Source organism: Streptomyces sp. NPDC048734 (genome assembly GCF_043198675.1).
GTDB lineage: Bacteria > Actinomycetota > Actinomycetes > Streptomycetales > Streptomycetaceae > Streptomyces.
This window is the reverse complement of record NZ_JBICUZ010000023.1, coordinates 20767-42764: the sequence shown is the minus strand read 5'-3', so window position 1 is coordinate 42764 and position 21998 is coordinate 20767. Positions and strand designations below refer to the sequence as shown.

Sequence of the window (21998 nt, the reverse complement as noted above, 5' to 3'; positions counted from 1 at the left end):
GAAGGCCGAGAAGTACGGCGTTCGCCCGTGATCCCCGTCCCCGAGGTCAAGGAAGTGCCATCGTGCGGGTCCTCATCGTGCCGTTCCCCTGGAAGACGCATGTGTTCAACCTGGTGCCGCTCGCGTGGTCGCTGCGGACGGCCGGGCACGAGGTGCGGGTGGCCTGCTGGCCGGACCTGCTCGACGCCGTCACCTCGGCCGGGCTGACGGCCGTGGGCGTCGGCCCCGGCGAGACGCCGGAGGTGCGCAGGCAACTGGACCGGCGCCAGACGTCGGAGCGTGCCGCCGCGGCGAAGCGGTCCCCGCAGCAGGGACTCGACCCGCTGTTCGACATACGGCCGGACCGCGAGCGGCTGGGCTGGGAGCAGGCCTCCAGGGTCTTCGACGACCTGGTGCTTCCGCAGGCGCGGCGGTCCAACGACTCGATGATGGAGGACCTGGTCGCCGTGGCCCGCGCCTGGCGGCCGGACCTGGTGCTCTGGGGCGCCAAGGCGTTCGCGGGAGCGGTGGCCGCCGAGGCGGTGGGCGCGGTGCACGCCCGGGTGCTGTACTCCGTCGACGTCTACACCCGCATGCGGGAGGACTTCCTGCACGCCAGGGCCCTGCAGCCGCCGGAGCGGCGCACCGACGCGATGCGGGACTGGCTGGCGGGCTGGGCGGGCAGGTACGGCGTCGGGTTCTCCGAGGACCTGGTCAACGGCCGGTTCACCGTCGCCCCGCTTCCCGGGGCCTTCCGGCCCGACGCGCGGCCGACCACCCTCCCCGTGCAGTTCGTTCCCTACAACGGCCCGGCCGTCGTGCCCGGGTGGCTCGCGGTGCCGCCGGCGGCACCGCGGGTGCTGATGACGTTCGGCGACTCGGTCGACGACGGGCCGGCCCGGCTCCCGCTGCCCGTGGGACGCGTCCAGGAGATCCTCGACTCGGTGGCCGGCCTGGAGATGGAGCTGGTGCTGGCCCTGCCGCCGGACGCCCGGCGGGAGTTGCGCGAGGTGCCGGCCAACACCCGCCTGGTGGAGTCCGTCCCCCTGGCCGAGGTGCTGCCGACGTGCTCGGCCGTGGTGCACCACGGCGGCACCTGGTCGTTCGGCTGCGCGCTGCGCCACGGCGTGCCCCAGTTGCTGATCGGCCGGGCGTTCGACGCCCCGCTGAAGTTCCGGTGCCTCGAGGCCGCGGGCGCGGGGCTCGCCATGACGCCCGCGGAGGTGGACGGGCCCGCGGTCCGTGCCGCACTCGTCCGGCTGCTCCACGACCCGGCCGTGCGGGCGAACGCCGTACGGCTGCGGGAGGAGATGCTGGCCATGCCCTCGCCCAACGAACTGGCGCGGACCCTGGAGACCCTGGTCGCCGCCCACCGGGCCGGCCCGGTGCCCGCCCTGCGCTGACCGGGCGGGCACGGGAGGACCGGCGGACCCGAGGGGCCGGGAGGACTTGGCGGACCGGGAGGACCGGGAGGACCCGCGGACCGGGAGAACCGGGAGGACCCGCGGACCCGAGGGGCCGGGAGGACCAGGAGAACCGGGAGGACCCGCGGACCAAACGGAGACGGGCCCCGCGTGACGATCACGCGGGGCCCGTTCGTCCGGTGTGTCAGGACGCGGGGACCGGGTCGGCCGACGCCTGGCAGACGGCGTCGGTCCCCTTCCGGGAGGCGGGACGGGTGCCGTCCCGGAAGAAGTCACCGACGTACTCGTTGAGGCAGGTGTTGTTGTTCGCCGACAGCGCCGCGCCGACGTTGTGGCCGCCCTTCTCCACCACCAGACGGGAGTTGGGGAACAGCGCGTGCGTCTCGACGGCGCCGGCGACGCCGTGCGCGGTGTCGAACTGCGGCTGCACCAGCAGGACGCTCACCTGGTCGTCGCCGACCGTCAGCGGCTTCTTCCTCGCGGGCTGCGGCCAGAACGCGCACGGCGCGTTGTACCAGGCGTTGGTCCAGGTCAGGAACCGCGCACCGGCCTCGTGCTGGCGGGAGTGGTCCGCGCTCCAGCGGTTCCAGTTCCGCGGCCAGGGGCCGTCGATGCAGTTGACCGCGTTGGTCATCGCGTGCCGGTTCTGGTGCGGGAAGCCCGGCGGGGAGTAGCCGGCCCGCAGCGACGTCGGGTCCTTGCGCACCACCCAGTCGGAGAGCACCTTCGCGCGCGAGAGCCAGGTCCAGCTGCGGTAGACGACCGGCTCGAAGATGTCCGCCCACTCCGACGGGCCGATCGCGCCGTCGACGGGCGCCGCGGCGAGCGCGTCCCGCCCCTTGTAGTAGTTGGCCTCGACCTCGGCCGCGGTCGTGCCCAGGTGGTAGACGGCGTCGTACTTGGCGACCCAGGCGAAGAAGATCTCGGCGTTGCGCTCGGACAGCGCGTTCTTGCGCAGGCTGTTGCGGTATCCCACGCGGCTGGGACGCACCACGCTGTCCAGCACCATCCGCTCCAGCCGGTGCGGGAACATCGTGGCGTAGACCGAGCCGAGGTAGGTGCCCCAGTCGGTGCCGAAGTAGGTGATCTTCTCCTGGCCGAGCGCGATCCGCATCCGGTCCAGGTCGCGCGCCGCCTCCTCGGTGCCGAGGTGCTCGAGCACGTCGCCGTACTTCTCGCCGCAGCTCTCGGCGTAGGCGCGGGCCCGCTCCACCCACTGCTGCTCGGCGGCGGGCGTGGCGGGCACCGGGTCCGGCTGCGCGTGCCCGGGGTCGAGGTAGTCGCTGTCGCAGACGACGGCCGGCTCGCTGGCGCCGACGCCGCGCGGGTCGAAGCCGATCCAGTCGTAGGCGGCGCCGACGTCCTTGGCCAGCCCGGTGGTGCCCGCGGCGTACCGGGTGGGCAGGTCACGGCCGATGCCGCCGGGCCACTGGCCGCGGTTGAGCACCACGACGCCCTTGTACTCGCTGTCGGGGACGGTGTGCTTGGCCCGGGTCAGCGCCAGGCTGATCTTCCTGCCCTCGGGGGCGTCGTAGTCGAGCGGCACCTGCACCGTGCCGCACTCCAGGTTCTTGAGCATGTCGCCGAGGACCGGATCGCCGCCCGGACACGGAACCCAGGCGACGCTGCCGGCGGCCGGCGCGGCCGCGTCGTTCGCCACCGCGACCGGGACGACGGCCGAGCCCACCAGCGCGGCCGCCATCACCGGTATGGCCAATGCAAGCTTTCTCACGTAATTCCCCTCCTAATTCAGCGCGCTCGCAGCGTGGCACCGGCCTGTCGGCTCACGCTCGAGAACGTCTGGAAACCGCCTTGAGGCGACGTGGGGAAGATGCGACGGCTCACCGGATCTCCCTAGCATTGAGCGACGTGATCCCAACCCCCAGGAGTGAGAATGGCTGACGCGGCCATCCAAGGAATCAAGACCGTGCTGCACCCGGTGGCGGACGTGGCAGCGGCCAAGAAGCTGTACGCCGCCCTGTTCGGCATCGAGCCGCAGACCGACTCGGAGTACTACGTCGGGTTCGACGTCGCCGGTCAGCACATCGGGCTGGTGCCGGCGGGGGCGCAGGACATCACCTCGCAGGTCGCCTACTGGCACGTGGCCGACCTCGACGCGAAGCTGGCCGAGGTCACCGCCGCGGGCGGCACGGTGAGCAGCCCCGCCAAGGAGGTCGGCGGCGGCCGCCGCGTGGCGACCGTCACCGACCTCGACGGCAACGTCCTCGGACTGCTGCAGGACAGCTGACGACGCGTCCTGCGACCGAGCGTCCCCCCGCCGCCCTCGAAGCCCGTCGAGTCCGTCTCGAGAGGGCTTCGAGGGCGGTCGTCCACCCTCACCGGACAGGGTGCGCGCGGGCGTCGTCGTCCCGGGAGACGGAGAGACGACGAGCGGCGCGTGAAGACGGTCCGCCGCCCCGGCTCCGCGCTCACCGGCACCGCCCGCCTCCTCGACGGGCCCGCCACCGGCCCGCCCCCGCACGGCATCCGGCGGGCGAACGGGCCGCGGCCGCGCGACGAGGGCGACACGCACCGGTGGCGGAGCGCGGGCCGGAGGCCGTCGCGATCGCCGGCCAGGCCGTCGGCATCGGCCGACAGGGCCCGCGGCACATCATCCGTCCCCTCAAGGAAAAGGGAAAAGGACATGCTCCGAGCGTGGAATTCCGACTGCGATGTGATCTCATGAAAATCCTCGTCACCGGCGGTGCCGGATTCATCGGCTCGCATTACGTACGGACCATGCTCGACGGGGGATATCCGGGTTTCGAGGACGCGCACGTCACCGTCCTGGACGCGCTGACCTACGCGGGGAACCGTGACAACCTCCCCGCCTCGCATCCGCGGCTGACCTTCACACACGGGAACATCCTCGACCGGGAGCTGCTGGGCGGCGTGCTCGACGGTCAGGACGCGGTGGTGCACTTCGCGGCCGAGAGCCACGTCGACCGTTCGATCGCCAGCGGCGCGGCGTTCGTCCGCACCAACGTGGAGGGCACGCAGGCGCTGCTCGAAGCCTGCCTGACGGCCGGCGTCGAGCGGGTGGTGCACATCTCGACCGACGAGGTGTACGGCTCCATCGAGGAGGGCGTGTGGACCGAGGAGTCCCCGCTGCTGCCCAACTCGCCCTACGCCGCGTCCAAGGCCGCCTCCGACCTGATCGCCCTGGCCTACTTCCGCACCCACCGGCTGAACGTCTCGGTCACCCGGTGCTCCAACAACTACGGGCCCCACCAGCATCCGGAGAAGTTCATCCCGCTCGCCGTCACCAACCTGCTCGAAGGACGCCCCATACCCGTCTACGGGGACGGGGGGCAGGTCCGCGAGTGGCTGCACGTGGACGACCACTGCCGCGCGGTGCAGCGGGTCCTCACCGGCGGCAGGGCCGGCGAGGCCTACAACATCGGCGCCGGCACGGCCGTGCCGAACCTGGAGCTGGCCCACCGGATCGCCGAGCTGTGCGGGGCGGGGCGGGACATGGTCCGGCACGTCACCGACCGCAAGGGCCACGACCGGCGCTACGCCCTGGACCAGGGCAGGATCGAGCGGGAGCTCGGCCACCGGCCGCTGACCGCGTTCGGCACCGGGCTGGCCGAGACCGTCGCCTGGTACCGGGACAACCCCCGCTGGTGGAAGCCGCTCAAGGAGAGCGGTGGTCGGCCGTGAGCGCCCCGGCACAGCTGGTTCCGCGTGCCCGGGCGGGAATCGCCGAGCGCCTGGCGCTGTCGGCCGCGACGGCCGAGGGGGCGCACACCGCGACGTCCGAGGTGCCGGGCTGGCTGGACCTGCACCGGCGCCGCGGCGGGACGGTGGTCCGGCGGATCCCGTTCGCCGCACTCGACCACTGGTCGTTCGCCCCGGACACCGGCGACCTGCGGCACAGCAGCGGGCGGTTCTTCACCGTCGAGGGACTGCACGTGGTCAGGCCGCAGGCCGAGTGGCAGCAGCCGATCATCGTGCAGCCGGAGATCGGCATCCTCGGCATCCTGGCCAAGGAGTTCGACGGGGTCCTCCACTTCCTGATGCAGGCCAAGATGGAGCCCGGCAACCCCAACCTGGTGCAGCTCTCCCCCACCGTGCAGGCCACCCGCAGCAACTACACCAAGGCCCACGGCGGAGCCGGGGTGACGTACCTGGAGCACTTCCTCGCCCCCCGGCGGGAGCAGGTGCTCACGGACGTCCTGCAGTCCGAGCACGGCGCCTGGTTCTTCCGGAAGCGCAACCGCAACATGATCGTCGAGGTGGACGGCGACGTGCCCGTCCACGACGCCTTCCGCTGGCTCACCCTCGGCCAGATCCTGCGGCTGCTCCGCCTGGACAACGTCGTGAACATGGACGCGCGCACCGTGCTGGCGAGTGCTCCGGCGGTGCAGGCCGAGACGAGGGCGCTGTCGTCCGACTCCGACCTGCTGGCCTGGTTCACGGGGGAGCGGACCCGGCACGACGTCCGCGCCCGTCTCATGCCGCTGCGCGAGATCGCCGGGTGGCGGACCGACGGGCACTCCGTCAGCCGTGCCGACGGCAGGTTCTTCCGGGTGGTGGCGGTGTCGGTCGAGGGCGCCGGCCGTGAGGTGGCCGGCTGGACCCAGCCGATCATCGAACCGGTGGAGCGCGGCGTGGTCGGTTTCGCCTACCGGGTCTTCGACGGCGTCCCGCACGTCCTGGCGCACGCGCGCGTCGAGGGTGGCTTCCTCGACACCGTCGAGCTCGCTCCGACCGTGCAGTGCGTGCCGTCGAACTACGCCCCACTCCCGGCCGCGGACCGCCCGCCCTTCCTGGACGTGGTGCTGGACGCCCCGCCCGACCGCGTCCGCTACTCGACGGTGCACTCCGAGGAGGGCGGCCGGTTCCTCAACGCCGAGAGCCGCTACCTGATCGTGGAGACCGACGAGGCGACGACGCCCACCCAGCCGCCCCCGGGGTACCACTGGGTCACGCCGGGCCAGCTGAACTGGCTCGCCGAGCACAGCCGTTACGTCAACGTGCAGGCCAGGACGCTGCTCGCCGTCCTCGACGCGGCGGTCCGCGGCGGCGGCGCCCCCTGAGCCGGAGCAGGTCCGCGAACGACGTCAGGCCCTGTCCGGGGTGCCACCGGACAGGGCCTGACGAGGTCGGGAGGGGTTACTGCGCCGCGGTGAGCCGGCTGGTCATCGGGGTCCACTTCTTGGGGTTGATGCGCCAGTCCACCGCCTCCTGCTTGGTGACGACGTTGACCCGGTTCCAGAGGTTGACCAGCCCGATGTGCAGGACCACGGCGGCCAGCTGCACCTCGGTCCAGTGCCTGGCGGCCTCGTCCCAGACCTCGTCCGACACCGGGTCCTCGCGGCCGTCGATGCGCGTGGCGGCCTCGGCCAGCGCCAGCACCGAGCGTTCGGCGTCGGTGAAGCAGGTCTGCTCCCGCCAGGTCTCCACCAGCGGCAGACGGCGGTCCTCCTCCCCCGCCTCCTCGAACTCCTTGGGCTTCGTGGGCAGGTGGACCGTCCGGCCGTTGATCTGACTCACCCTCAGGTGGACGAGCACGAGCGTCTGCAGGGGAACGCCGACGCTGTTGACGGCCTTGACCAGCGCGCGCATGGGCGGAAGAACGTCGGGAACCACCAACGAGGGGTTCGGCATCCGCGGCGACATAATTCTCCTTCGCATGGTGGGGATCGGAAATCAGTTTGCCCTCGGGGCCGCCTTTTCTCAATGAATCGAAATTGCGGCGGCCGGCTCTTTCCGCAGGCGTCCGGCGGCGTGCGCGAGGGCTTGGTGAAGTCGTTTGTCGGCCGTGTGCCCGGATTCCCATTGCACACCGATCGCGAAGGGATGGTCCGTGACTTCCACGGCCTCGACCGTCCCGTCCCCGGCCCGTCCGGTGACGGTGAGGCCGCTGCCGACCCGGTCCACCGCCTGGTGGTGGTGGCATGCCGTCTCCGGCTCGTCCTCGTCCAGGACGGCGGCGATCCGGCTGCCGGGCAGCAGCTCCAGCGGCTGGCGGCCGAGGGTGAAGGACGCCGTCGGCGGACGGTGGCCGTCGTGGCCCGTGACGTCCGACAGGTGCTGGTGGAGGGTGCCTCCGTGCAGCACGTTGAGCAGTTGCATGCCGCGGCAGATCGCCAGCACGGGCAGTTCGGCGTCCAATGCCCGGCGCAGCAGGTTCAGTTCGACGCGGTCGGCGTCCGGGCTCATCGCCCGGGTCGCCGGGTGGGGGTCCGCGCCGTACAGCGCCGGGTCCAGGTCGGGGCCGCCCGGGACCAGCAGTCCGTCGAGCCGGCCGACCAGTTCCCCGGCCCCGGGCAGCAGCGGAAGCAGCAGGGGCGTGCAGCCCGCCTCGGCCAGGAAGGCCACGTGCGACTGGAGGGCCAGGGAGACGACCAGGTCGCCGCCCTGGAGGGTGACCGGCGCCGTCCGCGCGCAGATCCCGATCACCGGCCGCCGCCGGGCGGCCACCGGACCGTTCGTGAATGAATTCATGACCACCCTCGTGGGTTTCCGGGTTCAACTGAGGAAAGTGAGCAGATGAAACACGCGCTTCCCCAGACGGTCGGAGCCGCCAAAATATCCGTGTCGCGATGCGCGGGCCATCGTTCACGGGCCGCTCCAGGCTGCGACTACTGAACAGATAGCGATCCTGATATCACAGGTGGCCGGGGGATTTTGCCCCAGCGAAACTCTCGCAGGCCATTCAACCGAGGTGACCATGATCGAGGCCAAGAACCTCACGAAACGCTACGGCGACAAGACCGCCGTGAACGACCTGTCGTTCACGGTCGAGCCCGGCCGGGTCACCGGCTTCCTGGGCCCCAACGGCGCAGGAAAGTCCACCACGATGCGACTGCTGCTGGGACTCGACAGGCCCGACGCCGGTACGGCCACCATCAACGGCGTGCCCTACCGCGACCTGGCCCGGCCGCTGCGGGTGGTCGGGGCTCTGCTGGAAGCGCGCGCCGTCCACACCGGCCGCAGCGCCTACGACCACCTGCTCTGCCTCGCGCAGACCCAGGGCATCGGCAGGCGCCGGGTGGAGGAGGTCATCGGGCAGGTCGGGCTGGCTTCGGTGGCCCGCAAGCGGGCGGGCGGCTTCTCGCTCGGCATGGGGCAGCGGCTCGGCATCGCCGCCGCGCTGCTCGGCGACCCCGCCGCGCTGGTCCTGGACGAGCCCGTCAACGGCCTCGACCCCGAGGGCATCCTCTGGATCCGGAACCTGATGAAGTCGCTCGCGGCCGAGGGCCGCGCGGTCTTCGTCTCCAGCCACCTGATGAACGAGATGGCCGTCACCGCCGATCACCTCATCGTCATCGGCCGCGGCCGGCTGGTCGCCGACTGCTCCACCGAGGAGTTCATCGAGCGCAGCACCGAGCGCTCCGTCCTGGTCCGGACGCCCGACGGGGCGCAGCTCGCCGAGCTGCTCGAGCGCCGGGGCGCCACTGTCACCCGCACCGACGAGGGCGACCTCGACGTCACCGGGCTCGAGGCTCCGCGCATCGCCGAACTCGCCGCCGCCGACGGCCTGGTGCTGCACGAGCTGTCGACCCGGCGCGGCTCCCTCGAGGAGGCCTTCATGGAACTGACCAAGGACGCCGTCGAGTACGACGCCGGCGTGCCCACCGCCGGAGGTGTGAAGTGACCGCCACGACCGCACCCGTCGCCGCGTCCGGCTCGGTCGCCGAGAACCGCGGGCCGGGCTTCGGGAACCTGATGCTCTCGGAGTGGACGAAGATCCGCTCCGTCCGCTCCACCGTCTGGTCGCTCGCCATCCTGGTCGTGCTCACCCTGGTGTTCACCGCGCTGTTCCTGAAGATGGGCATGGCGAACTGGGACAAGACCGATCCCGCCCAGCAGGCCGAGATGCGGCTGGACCCGACGGGCACCATCCTGGGCAGCGGCATCCTGCTCAGCCAGCTGGCGGTGTGCGTGCTGGGCGTGATGGCGATCGCCTCCGAGTACTCCACCGGCATGATCCGCGCCAGCCTGCTCGCGGTGCCCCGGCGGGTGCCCGTGCTGGCGGCCAAGGGGGCGGTGTTCGCGCTGCTGGTCCTGGCGGTGGGCGAACTGACCGCGTTCGGCTCCTTCTTCATCGGCGCGCCGATCATGGACGACAAGGCGCCGGTCGCCATCGGCGACCCGGGCGTCCTGCGGGCCGTCGCCGGCTGCGGCCTCTACCTCGCCCTGCTCGGCCTGTTCGCCCTCGCCGTCGGCGCGATCATCCGGCACACCGCGGCGAGCATCACCGTCGTCATCGGCTTCGTCCTGGTGATCACCCCGATGGCGGGCCTGCTGCCCGGCAGCGTGGGCGAGCACATCCACGCCTGGCTCCCCACGGAGGCCGGTTTCATGGTCACCCAGCAGCACGCCCGCGCCGGCGATCTGCTGGGACCGTGGGAGGGCCTCGGCGTGCTCGCGCTCTGGACGGCCGTCCTGCTGGCCGTCGCGGCGGTGCAGCTGCGGCGCAGGGACGCCTGATCCCCCGCGGGCGTCCGCTCCCCCTCGGCGGGCGCCCGCGGTGCCGTGTTTCCAGGGAACGTCGACCTGCCCTCCACTGCGGCTGGAGACCCTCCTGCGACCCTCGTCGGCAGCGGCAGCAGAGAGGGAGTCACCGGAATGTCCCAGAGGAACGCGCAAGCCGTCTCGCTAACGAGTGCATTCAGTCTCGTCCGGATGGAGGGCGTCGGATCGTCGGCGCACAGCGAATTCGACCTGAAGAACTTCGAGAAACTCCCGGCACGTGAAGTTCCCATCGCCGCGCTCTCTCCCGGAGTTTCCCTGCGCCAGGGCGGAACGGACGCCGCTCACGTCCGGCTTCTCGTCGACGCCGCGGATTCGGCGGAGCTTCCTCCCATTCTCGTCCAGGTGGACGGCTGCCGTGTCATCGACGGGCTGCACCGGCTGGAGGCCGCCCGGCTCATGGGCGACGAGAGCATCCGGGCCCGTTTCCTCGACTGTTCCAACTCCGAGGCCCTCGTCATCGCCATGAAGGCGAACGGCGTGCACGGCCTGCCGCTGTCGCGGGCCGACCGCGTCGCCGGGGCCCAGCGGGTCCTCGGCTCCCACCCCGACTGGTCCGACCGCGCCATCGCGGGCATCGCCGGGCTGAGCGCGAAGACGATCGCGTCGCTGCGCGACCGGTCGGCGGTCGCGACGCCGCTGGGCGGCAAGCGCATCGGCCAGGACGGCAGGCGGCGCCCGGTGGACGCGGGCGAGGGCAGGCGGCGCGCCGCCGAGTACATCGCCGCCCATCCGGACGCCCCGCTGCGCCAGGTCGCCAGGGCCACCGACGTGTCGCTGGGCACGGTGCACGACGTCAGCGCACGGCTGCGGCGCGGCGAGGAGCCCGAACGGAACGGGCGCCGCACGCGGGGCGCACGCCCGCAGCACGTGCGGCCCGTGCGGTCCGTACCCCCGCCCGACGACGTGACGGCGCCGGCCGGGGTGGCCGCCGACGGCGTCCGCCGGGTGCCGCTGCAGGTGGCCGCGGGCGTCGAGGCCGCGCCGCCGCAGCGCAGGAACCACACCGAGACCCCGCCCACCTGGGCGGCGGTCGCGGCCAAGATGGCCACCGACCCCGCCATCCGCTACACCGCGGGCGGCCGGGAGCTGCTGCGCTGGATGCAGTCCCACGGCACCGAGCCCGGCGAGGACTGGCGGCGGTTCGTCGACACCGTCCCGCCGCACTGGCTCGGCGTCGTCGCCCCGATCGCCGAGCACATCGGCAAGGAGTGGTGCCTGCTCGCCGAGCGGCTGAAGGCCCGGCAGGAGCTGTGCCGCAAGCTGTCGCCCTCAGGTCCCTGACGGCACCGGCGCGGCGGGCACCACCCGCAGCCGGCCCGCGGCGGCCCGGCCCCGTCCCGGGCCGGCCGGATCCGGGGTGACGGCGGCGCATCCGGGGTGCGGCACGACGGTCGCCGGCGGTTCGAGAGCGGGCAGCGCGAGCAGCACCGGCGGATCGACCCGGCGGGGCGGACGCAGCCGCACCGCCGCGCTGGTGACGGCGTCGGCGGTGACGGTCACGGTCGTGGTGCCGCCGCCCCCGACGAGCGCGGTCCGCACGGCCTGCGGATCGTGACCGGTGCCGGCGGCCACCGCCACCGCGAGCAGGTGCCAGCGCCCCTCGGGGACGTTCCGCAGGGAGTAGCAGGACGGGCGGTCGCCCGGTACGTCGACGACGGCCGAGGCGAGCGGCGGGTACTGAACGACGGGCGTGGCGAAGGCCCCCAGGAACACGCGCGCGTTCCCGTGGCCCTGGGGCAGCCTGACCGTGCCCGCGACCGAGCCGTGGCGCGGGTACGGGCCCGGCTCCGGTCCCGGCGGCACCTCCCCCCCGTCACGGCACAGCCGGCGGAACCGGCCGGGAGACAGGCCGACCCCGGCCGTGAAGGAATGGGTGAACGAGCCCAGGCTGGTGTATCCGACCGCGGCGGAGATTTCCGCAATGGTCATCGAGGTGCGGTCGATCAGTTTCTTCGCCTCGTGAATACGGACCGCGGCGAGGAATCTCCCGGGGCTCACCCCGGTCTCCTCCTTGAATACGCGCGAGAAATAGAAACGGCTGAGCAGAGCGTTCCGGGCGATGTCCGTGACGGTCAGCGGATCGCCGAACCGCTCACGCATGTACACGACCGCCCTCTCCACTGCTGCGTCCACGGCTCACCTCGCTCGCCTCACCACGTGTCGGTCCACTCAACAGGGTGGCTCGCGGGCATCGTGATCCGCTCGAGTCCCGCTCGGGAACCGCTACAGGCCCCCGCCGGGAGGAAGCCGGGGATCGAGAGGCGCCGGGGGCGGGCCCGCGGCCGGCGTGATGCGGCCGGAGCTGCCCGGTCCCCGGCGGGTTCGCCGCTCCCGGCACGATCGCGGCGGCCGGGCGCACCGGCGCCCCGGCGCGTTCCCGCCGGCCGGCCGGCGGCGTCCTCGTGCCGCCGGGGCGTCGGATCGCCCGACTCCCCCGAATACCCGGGACTAGAGTGACCGCCATGATCTCCCTCACATCCGTCACCCTGGAGGTGGCCGACCTCGCGGCCGCCGAACGCTTCTACTCCGCCGCCTTCGGACTGGGCCCGCGGTTAGGTCTGCGCGCCTCCGAGGCGCCGACGACCGGATTCCGCGGGTTCACGATGTCGATCACCGTCTCCCAGCCGGCCGACGTCGACAGCTTCATCGCATCCGCCCTCGAGGCCGGTGCCACCACGCTGAAGCCGGCCGCGAAGTCCCTGTGGGGCTACGGCGGCGTCGTGCAGGCCCCGGACGGCACGATCTGGAAGATGGCGACCTCGTCGAAGAAGAACACCGGCCCCGCCAACCGGAAGGTCGACGAACTCGTGCTCCTGCTGGGCGTCGAGGACGTCAAGGCGAGCAAGCAGTTCTACGTCGGGCAGGGCCTGTCCGTCGCGAAGAGCTTCGGCGGCAAGTACGTCGAGTTCGCCTCCGACGACGCCGCCCCCGTCAAGCTGGCGCTGTACAAGCGCCGGGGCCTGGCCAAGGACGTCGGGGTGCCCGAGGAGGGCAGCGGCTCGCACCGCGTCGTGCTCGGCAGCACCGCCGGGGCCTTCACCGACCCGGACGGCTTCGCCTGGGAGGCCGTGCCGGTGACGTCCGCCCCGGCCTGAGGACGTCTCGCCCCGGCCTGAGGACGTCTCACCCCGGGGACGGCCGGAACACGAACGCGCCCACCGGGCGGAGCCGGTCGCGGGCACCGCGCGGTGGGCTGCTGTCCGAGGGGACCGGGCGCGCCTCAGCCGAAGGAGATCTTCGTGCCGACCGGGCCGGTGGCTTCCAGGTAGGCGACCAGCTGGCACTGCGCCACGGCGCAGTCGACGGTCACGGACGTACCGGTGCCGGTGCTCCAGTCGGTGGCCGCGAACTGCTTGCGCACGGTGTAGGGCGCGGTGAAGGTGCCGTTGGCGCCGACGGTGGCCCTGGTCAGCGTGTCGGTGCAGGTGGTGTTCTCCCGGCACTGCGACACGGCGACCTCGGCACCCGCCGGGAACCCGGTGCCGGTGACGGTCACGGTCTGTCCGTCGGCCAGGCCGCTGCTGGGCGAGGCGGTGACGGCGGCGGCCGCGGAGGCCGGAGCGGTGGAGATGGCGATGGCGGCCACGACGGCGGAGCCCAGCATGCCGGCCTTGGTCAGACGCGAGCGGATCTGCATGTTCGTCTCCTCATGGAGTGCGGAAAGCGGAAGTGGAACGGCGCGTTCTGGTGATCACGCCTCACCCAGAGTCGACCGGAACGCATGAGACCGGCTTGAGATCCACTCGCGGTCCGCTCGAGTTTCCGGGGGGTGCGGGGTGCGGCGGGCGACGCCGTTCGCGGTGTGGTGGTGGATCAAGCCATGGCCGCCGCCCGCGCGCCGGGCCCGTGGCCGGCTCCTGGCCGAGGTCCGGGGGGCGGAAGCGGACGGGCCGGACCGCGAGCCGTCCGGGCAGCCGGCCGCCGCCCCGCTGCCGCAGCACGGGCAGCGGCACAGGACGCGGTGCAGGTCGGAGCGCAGGTCGGAGCGCAGGTCGCGGCACAGGACGCGGTGCGGGCCGGAGAGCGCAGGCCGCAGCGCTCGTCCGGCCCGAGGCGGGGATCGACGAGATGTCGCTCAGGTGTTCACGAACAGTCGCTCAGGGGTTCCCGAGCATGAAGCCGACGCCGCGCACCGTCACGATCCAGCCGCTGTCGCCCAGCTTGCCGCGCAGGCTGCTGACGTGGGTGTCGACCGTGCGGCGGGACCAGGAGTCGCCCCAGACCTGCTGGAGGAGCTGCTTGCGCGGGATGACGGTGTCCGGATGCGAGGCCAGCAGGCACAGGAGGTCGAACTCCTTGCGGGTCAGGGCGACTTCCTCGCCGCCGACCAGGACCTCGCGGGAACCCACGTCGATGTGCAGACGGCCGTGCCGGATCTCGCGGGCCGCGGCCGGCTGCCACTCGGCACGCCGCATCACGGCCTCGATGCGGGCCATCAGCTCGCGCAGGCCGTACGGCTTGGCGACGTAGTCGTCGGCGCCCGCCTGCAGGCCGAGGACGCAGTCCAGTTCGGAGGCGCGGGCGGTGACGATGATGACGGGCACCCGGCTGACGGCGCGGACGGCGCGGCAGACCTCCAGACCGTCCAGGTCGGGCAGTTCGAGGTCCAGGAGGACGAGATCGGCGTCCTCGTGGGCGCGCAGCGCGGCCTCGCCGCGCCGGACGCCGAAGGCCTCGTGACCGTGCCGGCGCAACTGGGTGACCAGCGATTCGGCGCAGGCGGTGTCGGCGTCGACGACGAGGACGCGGCGGCCGGAGGGCATCGAGACGGCGGCGCCGTGGCCGGTGGCCGCCGGCTCGTGGTCCCCCGCGGGCCGGGGGACGGCCGGGGCGGGGCCGGCGGGCGGGCGGGTGTCGAGCAGCGCCTGTGCCGATGTCACGGTGATGCCTCCCCCGGGGGTGCGGTGCTGTGCGCGGGTCCGGGTCCCGCCCTGGCCCTGAATCTAGGCAAGCGCGGTCGAGCCCCGGTACAGCCCCGGCTGCCCCCGTGAGGGGCGGGTTCCACGGGTCTCGGGGGTGTTACGGGTTGAGCACCCAGGCCGATTCGTGACGGGTGAATCCGATGTGCGGGTAGTAGTCGACCGCCGCGGGCGCGGACAGCAGCACCAGCTTGGCGTCCGGGGCCTCGCCGCGCGTGGCGTCGATCAGGGCGCGGCCGATGCCGGAGCGCTGGCGGTCCCGTACGACGGCGATGTCCGAGACGTAGGTGACGTAGGAGAAGTCGGAGACGGCGCGCACGATGCCGAGGAGGGTGCCCTCGTCGTCGCGGGCGACCAGCACGAGGTTGGCGTGCTCGACCATGGCCGCGAACCGCTCCCGGTCCCCGACCGGGCGCCGCTCGCCGAGGCCCGAGGCCCGGTAGACGCCGAGGACCTCGTCCAGGTCGAGCGCGGCGCCGTCGACGCGGTCAATCTTCCAGCTCATGCAGCTTCTCCAATCGGGTGCGGATCACATCGTGGTGGGCGAGGAAGCGCTCGGGGCCGAGTCCGGCCAGGTCGATGCCCTGCTTGGCCAGGGACGCGCCGAAGTGCTCGCCCGTCGCCAGGGTGTGGTCGGCCGCGGCCTGCACGCTGCGGTAGGCGCGTTCGCGTTCCATGCCGTCGCCGAGGAGTTCGGCGAGGACCGAGGAACTGTAGACGAGGCCGTCGGTCTGGTCGATGTGCGCCCGCATCCGGTCGGCGTCGACGGTGAGCGAGGCCACCAGGTCGGCGGCCTTGGTCACCTGGAAGTGGCCGACGCAGAGGCTGTCCGGCAGGATCACCCGCTCCACGGACTGGTGGGCGAGGTCGCGTTCGTGCCAGAGCGCCACGTTCTCCAGTGCGGTGTCGGCGTAGCCGCGCAGCAGGCGGGCCAGTCCGCACAGGCGTTCGCTGGTGGTGGGGTTGCGCTTGTGCGGCATGGCGCTGGAGCCCTGGTAGGCGCTGGTGCGCGCCTCCTCGACCTCGCGGACCTCCGTGCGCTGCAGCAGCCGCAGCTCCAGGGCGATCTGTTCCACGCAGGCGCCCAGGGTGGCCACGGCCTGCAGGAGCTGGGCGTGCCGGTCGCGGGCGACGACCTGGCTGGGCGCGGGCTCGACGGCGAGGCCGAGGGCGGCGCAGACGTGCTCCTCGACGCGCGGGTCGATCAGCGCGTAGGTGCCGACGGAGCCGGAGACGGTGCCGACGGCGACGGCCTCGCGTGCGGCGGCGAGCCGGCGCAGCGAGCGGTCCACGGCGAAGGCGTGTCCGGCGAGTTTGTGCCCGAAGCTGGTGGGCTCGGCGTGCATGCCGTGGGTGCGGCCCACCATCACGGTGTCCCAGTGCTCCAGGGCCCGTTCGGTCAGCACCCGGCGCAGCCGCCGGGCGGCGCCGGTGAGCAGGTCCGTGGCGCGGGCCAGGGTGTGGCCGAGCGCGGTGTCGACGAGGTCGTAGCTGGTCATGCCGAGGTGCACCCAGCGCGCGGAGGAGTCGGGGAGGTCCTCGCAGTAGGCGGCGAGGAAGGAGAGCACCTCGTGGTCGCGCTCCCGCTCGATCTCGGCGACCCGCTCCGGGTCCGGGACGCGGGCGCGGCGCATGTCCTCGACCACCTCGTGCGGTACGCGGCCGAGGGCGGCCTGCGCCTCGGAGGCGAGGATCTCCACCCGCACCCAGGTGGCGTAGCGGAACCGGTCGGAGAAGAGGCCGGCCATCTCGGGCAGCGTGTAACGGGGAATCATGCGAGGCCTCCGTCGGGAGAGGAGCGGCAGGGGAGAGGGGCTCGACGCAGGTCAGTAGGCACCGAAGTACTCGCGCTGCTCCCACTCGGTGACCTGCCCGGGGGCGGGCGCCGCCTGCACGCACCAGGCCTCGTAGCGGCGCAGCTCGCTCTCCTTGAGCTTGACGAGGCAGGCGGCGAGCGGCTCGCCGAGCAGCCGGGCGGCGCGGCCGGCGCGGAAGGCGTCGAGGGCCTCGCGCAGCTGCTGCGGCACCAGGCCGGCGGCTTCGGCGCCCGCGGACGCGGCGGCTGCCGCGTCCGCGGGCGCCGCCCCGGCGGTCAGGCCCTCCAGTCCCGCGAACAGCTGCGCGGCGATGTTCAGGTACGGGTTGGCGCACGGCTCGCCGATCCGGTTCTCGATGTGCGCCCCGGCGCCGTGGCCGACGACGCGGAGCATCGCGCTGCGGTCCTCCTGGCTCCAGCCGAGCCGGGTGGGCGCGAGGGCGTGCTCGGCGGCGAGCCGCCGGTAGCCGTTGACGGTGGGCACCGAGAGCGGGAACAGCTCGCGCGCCCAGGACAGCAGTCCCTCGGCGTACGCCTTGCCCTGCGGGGACAGTCCGCCGGAGGGGCCCTCGGTGCCGAACAGGTTGCCGCCCGAGGCGAGGTCCGTGACCGACTGGTTGAGGTGCCAGCCGCTGGGGTCGGCGGCGTCGAGGAGCGGCTGCGACATGAAGGAGGCGTGGTGGCCGCGGCGGGCGCACCAGCTCTTGGCGACCGTGCGGAAGAGCAGCATCGCGTCGGCGGTGTCCAGCGCGGACATCGGGCTGAACGTCGTCTCGACCTGCCCGGGGCCGGACTCGTGCTCCATCGACCGCAGGGGCAGGCCGAGGGCGAGCAGGTGCAGGGCGAGCGGGTCGGTCAGGGGGGCGACGGTGTCGTAGTGGGCGTCGAGGTTGAACTGGTAGCCGGCGTTCAGGGCCGCCACGCGCGGCGCCCGGCCCTGGAGGCCGAAGCCGTTGCCGGTGTTGCCGGGCTCGTCGTCGAGGCGCCGGGTGAGGTACCACTCGACCTCCAGGCCGAGGACGGGGGCGAGGCCGTGCTCGGTGTACCGGTCGACGACGCGGCGCAGCACGGCCCGTGAGGACAGCGGGTGCGGGCTGCCGTCGCGCAGGTACTCGTCGCCGATCACCCAGGCGGTGCGGGCGTCGCCGCCGGGCAGCGCCTGGAAGGTGAGCGGGTCGGGGACGAGGATGAAGTTCCCGGCGCCGGCGATCTCGTCGACGCCGATGCCGTGGTCGCCGAGGAAGTCGACGGCGACGGCGTGCCCGGTGTCGAAGACGAACGGGCCGGGGCTGAAGTTCATGCCGTTGCGCAGCACGGCGCGGAACGCCTCGGCGGTGAGGGTCTTGGAGCGGGCCAGTCCGTGCGGGTCGCCGAAGACGAGGCGGACGAGGTCGAAGTCGGCGAGGCTCGCCTCGATCCGCTCGGCGGCTGCGGTGCGGGCTTCGTCCCACAGCCCGTGATCGGCCACGAAGGAGGGCCGCCCGACACTGCCCTCCGCGGCGGGCGAGGACCATGACCTGACGTACACGGGAACGTCCTTTCCACGGGGGTGGGGTGGGGCGTGGGTCACCGGGCGGCCGCGGGCTCCAGGGCCCGCGCGGTGGGCGGCACCGGTGTGCCGAGGTCCGACTCCAGGCGCCCGGCGAGCGAGAGGACCAGGTCGTCCCCGCCGACGGGGCCGACCAGTTGCAGGCCCACGGGCAGGCCGGAGCGGGTGAGTCCGGCGGGCAGCGACAGGGCCGGCTGGCCGGTCATGTTGAAGGGGTACGAGGCGGGAGCCCAGGCCAGCCACCGCAGGTCCCGCGGGTCGGCCGCCCAGGGCGGGCCGACGGCGTCGGCGGCGAACGGCTCGACGGGCACGGTGGCCATGGCGAGGACGTCGTAGTGGTCCATGACGGTGCGCAGGGTGGCGCGCAGGCCCTGGCGGACCTCCTCGGCGCGGATCACGTCGGCGCCGCCGAGGGTGCGCCCGTAGCGGATCACCTCGAGGCGGCCGGGGTCGGCCCACTCGTCGTCCTCGGGGCGGGCCCCGGCCGCCTCGGAGGCGGCGAGGAGGTCGACGAGCGCGGGGTACAGGCGGTCGCAGCGCACCTCGACGTCCTCGACCAGGTGGCCCTGGCCCAGCAGGGCCAGGCGGGCCTGTCCGGCGACCCGGCGGACCTCGTCGGCGGTGCCGTCGTACTCGATCCAGCCGATCCTGAGCACCCGGTCGGCGCGCGGCGCGTCGAGGGAGCCGAGGCCGGAGTCGGGGTCGGCCGGGTGCGGGCCCGCCATGACCTGCCCGAGCAGCGCCGCGTCGGCGACGGTGCGGGCGAGGGGGCCCTGGTGGGCGAGCCGGTCGGCGCTGTTGGGGACGTACGGGATGCGGCCCAGGGTGGGCTTGTAGCCGACGACGCCGCAGAACGCCGCCGGGATCCGGATCGATCCGGCGCCGTCGGTGCCCAGGGCGCCGTCGCACAGGCCCGCGGCCACCGCGGCGGCGGCGCCGCCGCTCGAGCCGCCCGCGGTCAGGCGCGGGTCGTGGGGGTTGCGGGTGGGCGGGGCGACGCGGCTGAGCGTGGAGGCGCTCCAGCCGTACTCGGAGGTGGCGGTCTTGCCGACGACGACGGCGCCGGCGGCGCGCAGCCGGGCCACGGCCGGGGCGTCCTCGCGGGGGCGGTGGTTGGGCAGCAGCGAGCCGCGGACGGTGGGCAGGTCGCGGGTCTGCAGCAGGTCCTTCACGGAGACGGTGACGCCGAGCAGCGGCAGGGTCCGCCAGGCGTCGGCGCCGAGTTCGCGGATCCGCGCGTCGGCGCGCTCCGCCGCGCGCAGCGCCTCCTCGCCCGCGACGGCGACGTACGCGTCGAGCGTGTCCCGCTCGCGGGCGGCGGTCAGGACGGCGGTCGTGTGCTCGACGGCGGACAGTTCGCCCCGCCGCAGGAGTTCCCTGGTGTGGCTGACGCCGCGGGCGGTCATCGTTCTCCCCTTCAGGACGCTCGGCGGATCTGGCCGGCCAGGGAGTCCGGGCCCGTGGGCTGCCGGCCCGTGGGCTGCCGGCCCGTGACGGCCGTCCAGTGCCAGCCGGAGTCGAACGCGGTGACCTCCAGCTCGGACCCGGCGGCGACCAGCCCGGCGGCGAGCGAGGTGGCGCGGGCGACGAAGGCCGACACCTGGTGCGCGGCGAGCAGGTCCTGCTCGCCGAACGGGTCACCGGCGCAGCGCAGCAGCCTGAGGTCCATGAAGCCGTCGAACCGGCGTCCGTCGACCTCGACGGCCTGCGGGGAGCGGAGGGAGAACCGCACGTTGTTGTTGACGTGCCCGTGGTGGTGCTGGTCCGAGAAGAACGCGAGGTCCGGGATGACGGGCGGCACGAAGTGGTCGCGGGCCGCCACCTCGGGCACCCGCGGCAGGTTGCCGGCCACGAAGTGCCAGGAGTTGTACTGCATCCGCGAGGACATCGCCCAGGCGGCGTCGGCGAGCGCGGCCTCGGAGCCGCCGAAGTGGGCGGCGGCCTGCGGGCGCGGCACCACACAGCAGAAGAAGTGGGTGATGTCCCAGTCGCAGATCTCCGCCCAGTTCTCGCCGCGCAGCGCGCGTACCAGGCCGGGCAGGGAGCGCATGCCGCGGCTCATCGCGAAGTCGGCGTCGAAGGCCGTGACGGTCGCGGCCACGCTCTCGTACACCAGGGACTCCAGGCCGGTGCCGAAGGCGCCGTGCGGCCGGGCGAGCCAGCCGGGCGCGGCGGCCAGGTCCCGGCCGAGGTCGGCGAGCGTGCCGCCGGTCAGCGGCAGCCGCGCGCGCAGGTGCTCGGCGACGGCGTCCTGGCGGGCCCGGGCGGCGGGGCCGGGAGCGGCGGCCACGCGCTCCACCTTGTGCATCAGCGCGCCGTGGATCTCGCGGTACAACTGGGCGCCGCGGCCCACCGACCGCCGGCGTTCGCGCAGTGCGACGGCGAGCCGGTCGAGGTCGGCGACGCGGTGGGAGGCGGCGGCGGGCACCGGCTCGGACCCGGGCACGGGTACGGCGTTGTAGGCGCGGCGCACCCGCTCCAGCGTGTGCGCGACGTGGTCGACGGTCAGCTGGGTGCCGTTGGCCTCCTCGACCCGGCCGAAGCCGGCCGAGCGGATGAGCAGCGTGAGGCAGACGACCAGCTGGGTGTCCTGGTCCGACCAGAGGTCGAGCGGCAGGCCGTGCAGGGCGCTGAGGGCGCAGTCGGGGTGACCGGGCCACAGGGTCTTGCCGGTCAGGGTGTTGCGGCCGCGGAAGTTCGTGTACTGCGTGTCCTCCTGGTAGAGGACGAACGGGGCGGTGCGCAGGGCCGCCTCCCTGGCCTGGGCGACCAGCGCGTCGCGGCCCTCGGGGCCCTGCCCGGCGAGCCAGGCGCGGCAGTCGGCGGCGGAGGCGGCGCGCCGCTCGCGGGCGCGGTCCAGTTCACGCCGGTAGACGGCGAGGACGGCGCGGCTCCACGGCACGCGGCGGACACCGCCGACCAGGTCGCGGGGGTCGAGGGGGCGGGCACCGGGGGTGCGCACGGCGATGCGGCCGCTGGTGGTGAGGCCGATCTCGCCGCGGAAGGCGGGCGGTTCGGAGGGCCCACCGGGTTCACCGGGTTCGGCGGGTTCACCGGGTTCGGCGGGTTCACCGGGTTCGGCGCCGGGTTCCGCGGTCGTTGCCGCCCGGGTCCCGGCCGCGTCGGCGGACACCTCGGCGCCGCCGCCCTCATCGCGCCAGTCGAGTCCGCACAGCGCGATGAGGGCGGCCTGCTCGGCGGAGTTCAGGGCCCGCAGCTGGATGTCTCCGGGGACGTGCCCGTCGAGGGTGAGCAGCACGTCGAGACCCGACCGCAGGTCCCCGGCCTCGGCCGCGCGCCGCCAGACGCGCTGGAGCAGTCCGGGGAACCCGGCGTCCGGTTCGCGGACGCGGTCCGGTGCGAGCGTGCTCCCGGCGGGGAGGCCGAGCCGGCTGGGACGGCGGCTGATCCGCTTCCTCGCGTGTGCGGCGCGGCGGGACTCCTGGCGTCCTGCGGGATCCTTCATGCGGCACTCTCGGCGGTGAGCTCGATGTGGTTCCACATCGCGTCGTCGGTGGGGGTCCAGTCCTCGTCGACGTAGATGCAGTCGACCGGGCACTCCAGGACGCAGGCGGGACAGCCCGAGCAGAGCTCGGGGACGATGACCACGTCCAGGCCGCGGTCGAAGACCGCGCCGAACTCCGCGGGGCAGCCGCGCAGGCAGCTGTCGCAGGTGATGCACTCGGACGGTTCGATGCGCCGCGGCGGCTTCTTCCAGTTGTCGGCGCGCGAGCGTCGGGCGATGCGATCGGCGCGCTCCGACAGCGCGGCAGACGAGGCAAGCTTCTTCACGGGATCGGGCCCCCTCCGGGACTCTTCTCGGC

General features: G+C 73.5%; 20 protein-coding genes. 8 read left to right on the top strand and 12 right to left on the bottom strand.

Going from position 1 to position 21998, the window contains the following annotated elements:
• The first annotated feature begins 62 nt into the window (after window positions 1-62).
• Complete coding sequence (locus ACGFQC_RS34150) at window positions 63-1382, top strand: activator-dependent family glycosyltransferase (RefSeq protein ID WP_363092542.1); 1320 nt, start codon at window positions 63-65, stop codon at window positions 1380-1382.
• Between the two features lie 205 nt (window positions 1383-1587).
• Here the strand turns inward: ACGFQC_RS34150 and ACGFQC_RS34145 are convergent, their stop codons facing one another.
• Window positions 1588-3135, bottom strand: a complete 1548-nt coding sequence (locus tag ACGFQC_RS34145) for an alpha/beta fold hydrolase (RefSeq protein ID WP_363092541.1) — start codon at window positions 3133-3135, stop codon at window positions 1588-1590.
• 162 nt (window positions 3136-3297) lie between these two features.
• Between ACGFQC_RS34145 and ACGFQC_RS34140 the strand changes: the two genes are divergently transcribed.
• The 3 genes from ACGFQC_RS34140 to ACGFQC_RS34130 all read left to right on the top strand — a co-directional run bounded on the left by ACGFQC_RS34140 (window position 3298) and on the right by ACGFQC_RS34130 (window position 6445).
• Window positions 3298-3651, top strand: a complete 354-nt coding sequence (locus tag ACGFQC_RS34140) for a VOC family protein (protein ID WP_363092540.1) — start codon at window positions 3298-3300, stop codon at window positions 3649-3651.
• A 434-nt stretch (window positions 3652-4085) separates the two neighbouring features.
• A complete protein-coding gene (gene rfbB / locus ACGFQC_RS34135) occupies window positions 4086-5066 on the top strand; it encodes a dTDP-glucose 4,6-dehydratase (protein ID WP_363092539.1) in 981 nt (326 codons plus the stop codon).
• Complete coding sequence (locus ACGFQC_RS34130) at window positions 5063-6445, top strand: NDP-hexose 2,3-dehydratase family protein (RefSeq protein WP_363092538.1); 1383 nt, start codon at window positions 5063-5065, stop codon at window positions 6443-6445. The genes rfbB and ACGFQC_RS34130 overlap by 4 nt, the downstream gene beginning before the upstream one ends.
• Window positions 6446-6521: 76 nt before the next feature.
• On the opposite strand, the gene ACGFQC_RS34125 is transcribed toward ACGFQC_RS34130, so the two are convergent.
• Window positions 6522-7043, bottom strand: a complete 522-nt coding sequence (locus tag ACGFQC_RS34125) for a carboxymuconolactone decarboxylase family protein (protein WP_363092537.1) — start codon at window positions 7041-7043, stop codon at window positions 6522-6524.
• Between the two features lie 42 nt (window positions 7044-7085).
• A complete protein-coding gene (locus ACGFQC_RS34120; RefSeq protein ID WP_363092536.1) occupies window positions 7086-7856 on the bottom strand; it encodes a gamma-glutamyl-gamma-aminobutyrate hydrolase family protein in 771 nt (256 codons plus the stop codon).
• A gap of 226 nt (window positions 7857-8082) precedes the next feature.
• Here ACGFQC_RS34120 and ACGFQC_RS34115 point away from each other — a divergent pair, with 226 nt between their 5' ends.
• From ACGFQC_RS34115 to ACGFQC_RS34105, 3 genes are all read left to right on the top strand, one after another.
• Window positions 8083-9009 (top strand): ATP-binding cassette domain-containing protein, encoded by a 927-nt coding sequence (locus ACGFQC_RS34115; protein WP_363092535.1) that lies wholly within the window; start codon window positions 8083-8085, stop codon window positions 9007-9009.
• Window positions 9006-9845: an ABC transporter permease gene (locus ACGFQC_RS34110; RefSeq protein ID WP_363092534.1), complete on the top strand. Its 840-nt coding sequence runs from the start codon at window positions 9006-9008 to the stop codon at window positions 9843-9845. Before ACGFQC_RS34115 ends, ACGFQC_RS34110 begins: the two co-directional genes overlap by 4 nt.
• A gap of 195 nt (window positions 9846-10040) precedes the next feature.
• A complete protein-coding gene (locus tag ACGFQC_RS34105) occupies window positions 10041-11171 on the top strand; it encodes a ParB N-terminal domain-containing protein (protein WP_363092533.1) in 1131 nt (376 codons plus the stop codon).
• On the opposite strand, the gene ACGFQC_RS34100 is transcribed toward ACGFQC_RS34105, so the two are convergent.
• On the bottom strand, window positions 11160-12023 hold the full coding sequence (locus ACGFQC_RS34100; protein ID WP_363092532.1) for an AraC family transcriptional regulator: 864 nt from the start codon (window positions 12021-12023) through the stop codon (window positions 11160-11162). The genes ACGFQC_RS34105 and ACGFQC_RS34100 overlap by 12 nt on opposite strands.
• A 329-nt stretch (window positions 12024-12352) precedes the next feature.
• On the opposite strand from ACGFQC_RS34100, the gene ACGFQC_RS34095 reads away from it, so the two are divergent.
• The gene (locus ACGFQC_RS34095) at window positions 12353-12985 is read left to right on the top strand and encodes a glyoxalase (protein WP_363092531.1); all 633 of its coding nucleotides are present in this window, start codon (window positions 12353-12355) and stop codon (window positions 12983-12985) included.
• Between the two features lie 125 nt (window positions 12986-13110).
• Here ACGFQC_RS34095 and ACGFQC_RS34090 read toward each other — a convergent pair whose 3' ends face one another.
• The 8 genes from ACGFQC_RS34090 to ACGFQC_RS34055 form a co-directional block, all read right to left on the bottom strand.
• Window positions 13111-13527: an enediyne antibiotic chromoprotein gene (locus ACGFQC_RS34090; protein ID WP_363092530.1), complete on the bottom strand. Its 417-nt coding sequence runs from the start codon at window positions 13525-13527 to the stop codon at window positions 13111-13113.
• A 460-nt stretch (window positions 13528-13987) separates the two neighbouring features.
• A complete protein-coding gene (locus tag ACGFQC_RS34085) occupies window positions 13988-14653 on the bottom strand; it encodes a response regulator transcription factor (protein WP_363092577.1) in 666 nt (221 codons plus the stop codon).
• 256 nt (window positions 14654-14909) lie between these two features.
• Window positions 14910-15314, bottom strand: coding sequence for a GNAT family N-acetyltransferase (locus ACGFQC_RS34080; protein WP_363092529.1), 405 nt, complete (start codon window positions 15312-15314; stop codon window positions 14910-14912).
• Window positions 15298-16584, bottom strand: a complete 1287-nt coding sequence (gene purB, locus ACGFQC_RS34075; protein ID WP_363092528.1) for an adenylosuccinate lyase — start codon at window positions 16582-16584, stop codon at window positions 15298-15300. Before purB ends, ACGFQC_RS34080 begins: the two co-directional genes overlap by 17 nt.
• 51 nt (window positions 16585-16635) lie before the next feature.
• Window positions 16636-18153, bottom strand: a complete 1518-nt coding sequence (locus ACGFQC_RS34070; RefSeq protein ID WP_363092527.1) for a glutamine synthetase family protein — start codon at window positions 18151-18153, stop codon at window positions 16636-16638.
• A gap of 38 nt (window positions 18154-18191) precedes the next feature.
• Window positions 18192-19580 carry an amidase family protein gene (locus ACGFQC_RS34065; RefSeq protein WP_363092526.1) on the bottom strand — a complete coding sequence of 463 codons (1389 nt, stop codon included), beginning with the start codon at window positions 19578-19580 and terminating at the stop codon, window positions 18192-18194.
• An 11-nt stretch (window positions 19581-19591) separates the two neighbouring features.
• The gene (locus tag ACGFQC_RS34060) at window positions 19592-21640 is read right to left on the bottom strand and encodes a hypothetical protein (protein WP_363092525.1); all 2049 of its coding nucleotides are present in this window, start codon (window positions 21638-21640) and stop codon (window positions 19592-19594) included.
• On the bottom strand, window positions 21637-21966 hold the full coding sequence (locus tag ACGFQC_RS34055) for a 4Fe-4S ferredoxin (RefSeq protein WP_362038165.1): 330 nt from the start codon (window positions 21964-21966) through the stop codon (window positions 21637-21639). The genes ACGFQC_RS34060 and ACGFQC_RS34055 overlap by 4 nt, the downstream gene beginning before the upstream one ends.
• Window positions 21967-21998: the final 32 nt, after the last annotated feature.

What these genes read in the sequence shown, in the direction of transcription:
- ACGFQC_RS34120 (WP_363092536.1), bottom strand. Translation starts at nt 7,856, where the DNA reads ATGAATTCATTCACGAACGGTCCGGTGGCCGCCCGGCGGCGGCCGGTG.
- ACGFQC_RS34140 (WP_363092540.1), top strand. Translation starts at nt 3,298, where the DNA reads ATGGCTGACGCGGCCATCCAAGGAATCAAGACCGTGCTGCACCCGGTG.
- ACGFQC_RS34065 (WP_363092526.1), bottom strand. Translation starts at nt 19,580, where the DNA reads ATGACCGCCCGCGGCGTCAGCCACACCAGGGAACTCCTGCGGCGGGGC.
- ACGFQC_RS34085 (WP_363092577.1), bottom strand. Translation starts at nt 14,653, where the DNA reads ATGCCCTCCGGCCGCCGCGTCCTCGTCGTCGACGCCGACACCGCCTGC.
- ACGFQC_RS34080 (WP_363092529.1), bottom strand. Translation starts at nt 15,314, where the DNA reads ATGAGCTGGAAGATTGACCGCGTCGACGGCGCCGCGCTCGACCTGGAC.
- ACGFQC_RS34125 (WP_363092537.1), bottom strand. Translation starts at nt 7,043, where the DNA reads ATGCGAAGGAGAATTATGTCGCCGCGGATGCCGAACCCCTCGTTGGTG.
- ACGFQC_RS34115 (WP_363092535.1), top strand. Translation starts at nt 8,083, where the DNA reads ATGATCGAGGCCAAGAACCTCACGAAACGCTACGGCGACAAGACCGCC.
- ACGFQC_RS34060 (WP_363092525.1), bottom strand. Translation starts at nt 21,640, where the DNA reads ATGAAGGATCCCGCAGGACGCCAGGAGTCCCGCCGCGCCGCACACGCG.
- ACGFQC_RS34095 (WP_363092531.1), top strand. Translation starts at nt 12,353, where the DNA reads ATGATCTCCCTCACATCCGTCACCCTGGAGGTGGCCGACCTCGCGGCC.
- ACGFQC_RS34105 (WP_363092533.1), top strand. Translation starts at nt 10,041, where the DNA reads ATGGAGGGCGTCGGATCGTCGGCGCACAGCGAATTCGACCTGAAGAAC.
- rfbB (WP_363092539.1), top strand. Translation starts at nt 4,086, where the DNA reads ATGAAAATCCTCGTCACCGGCGGTGCCGGATTCATCGGCTCGCATTAC.
- ACGFQC_RS34090 (WP_363092530.1), bottom strand. Translation starts at nt 13,527, where the DNA reads ATGCAGATCCGCTCGCGTCTGACCAAGGCCGGCATGCTGGGCTCCGCC.
- purB (WP_363092528.1), bottom strand. Translation starts at nt 16,584, where the DNA reads ATGATTCCCCGTTACACGCTGCCCGAGATGGCCGGCCTCTTCTCCGAC.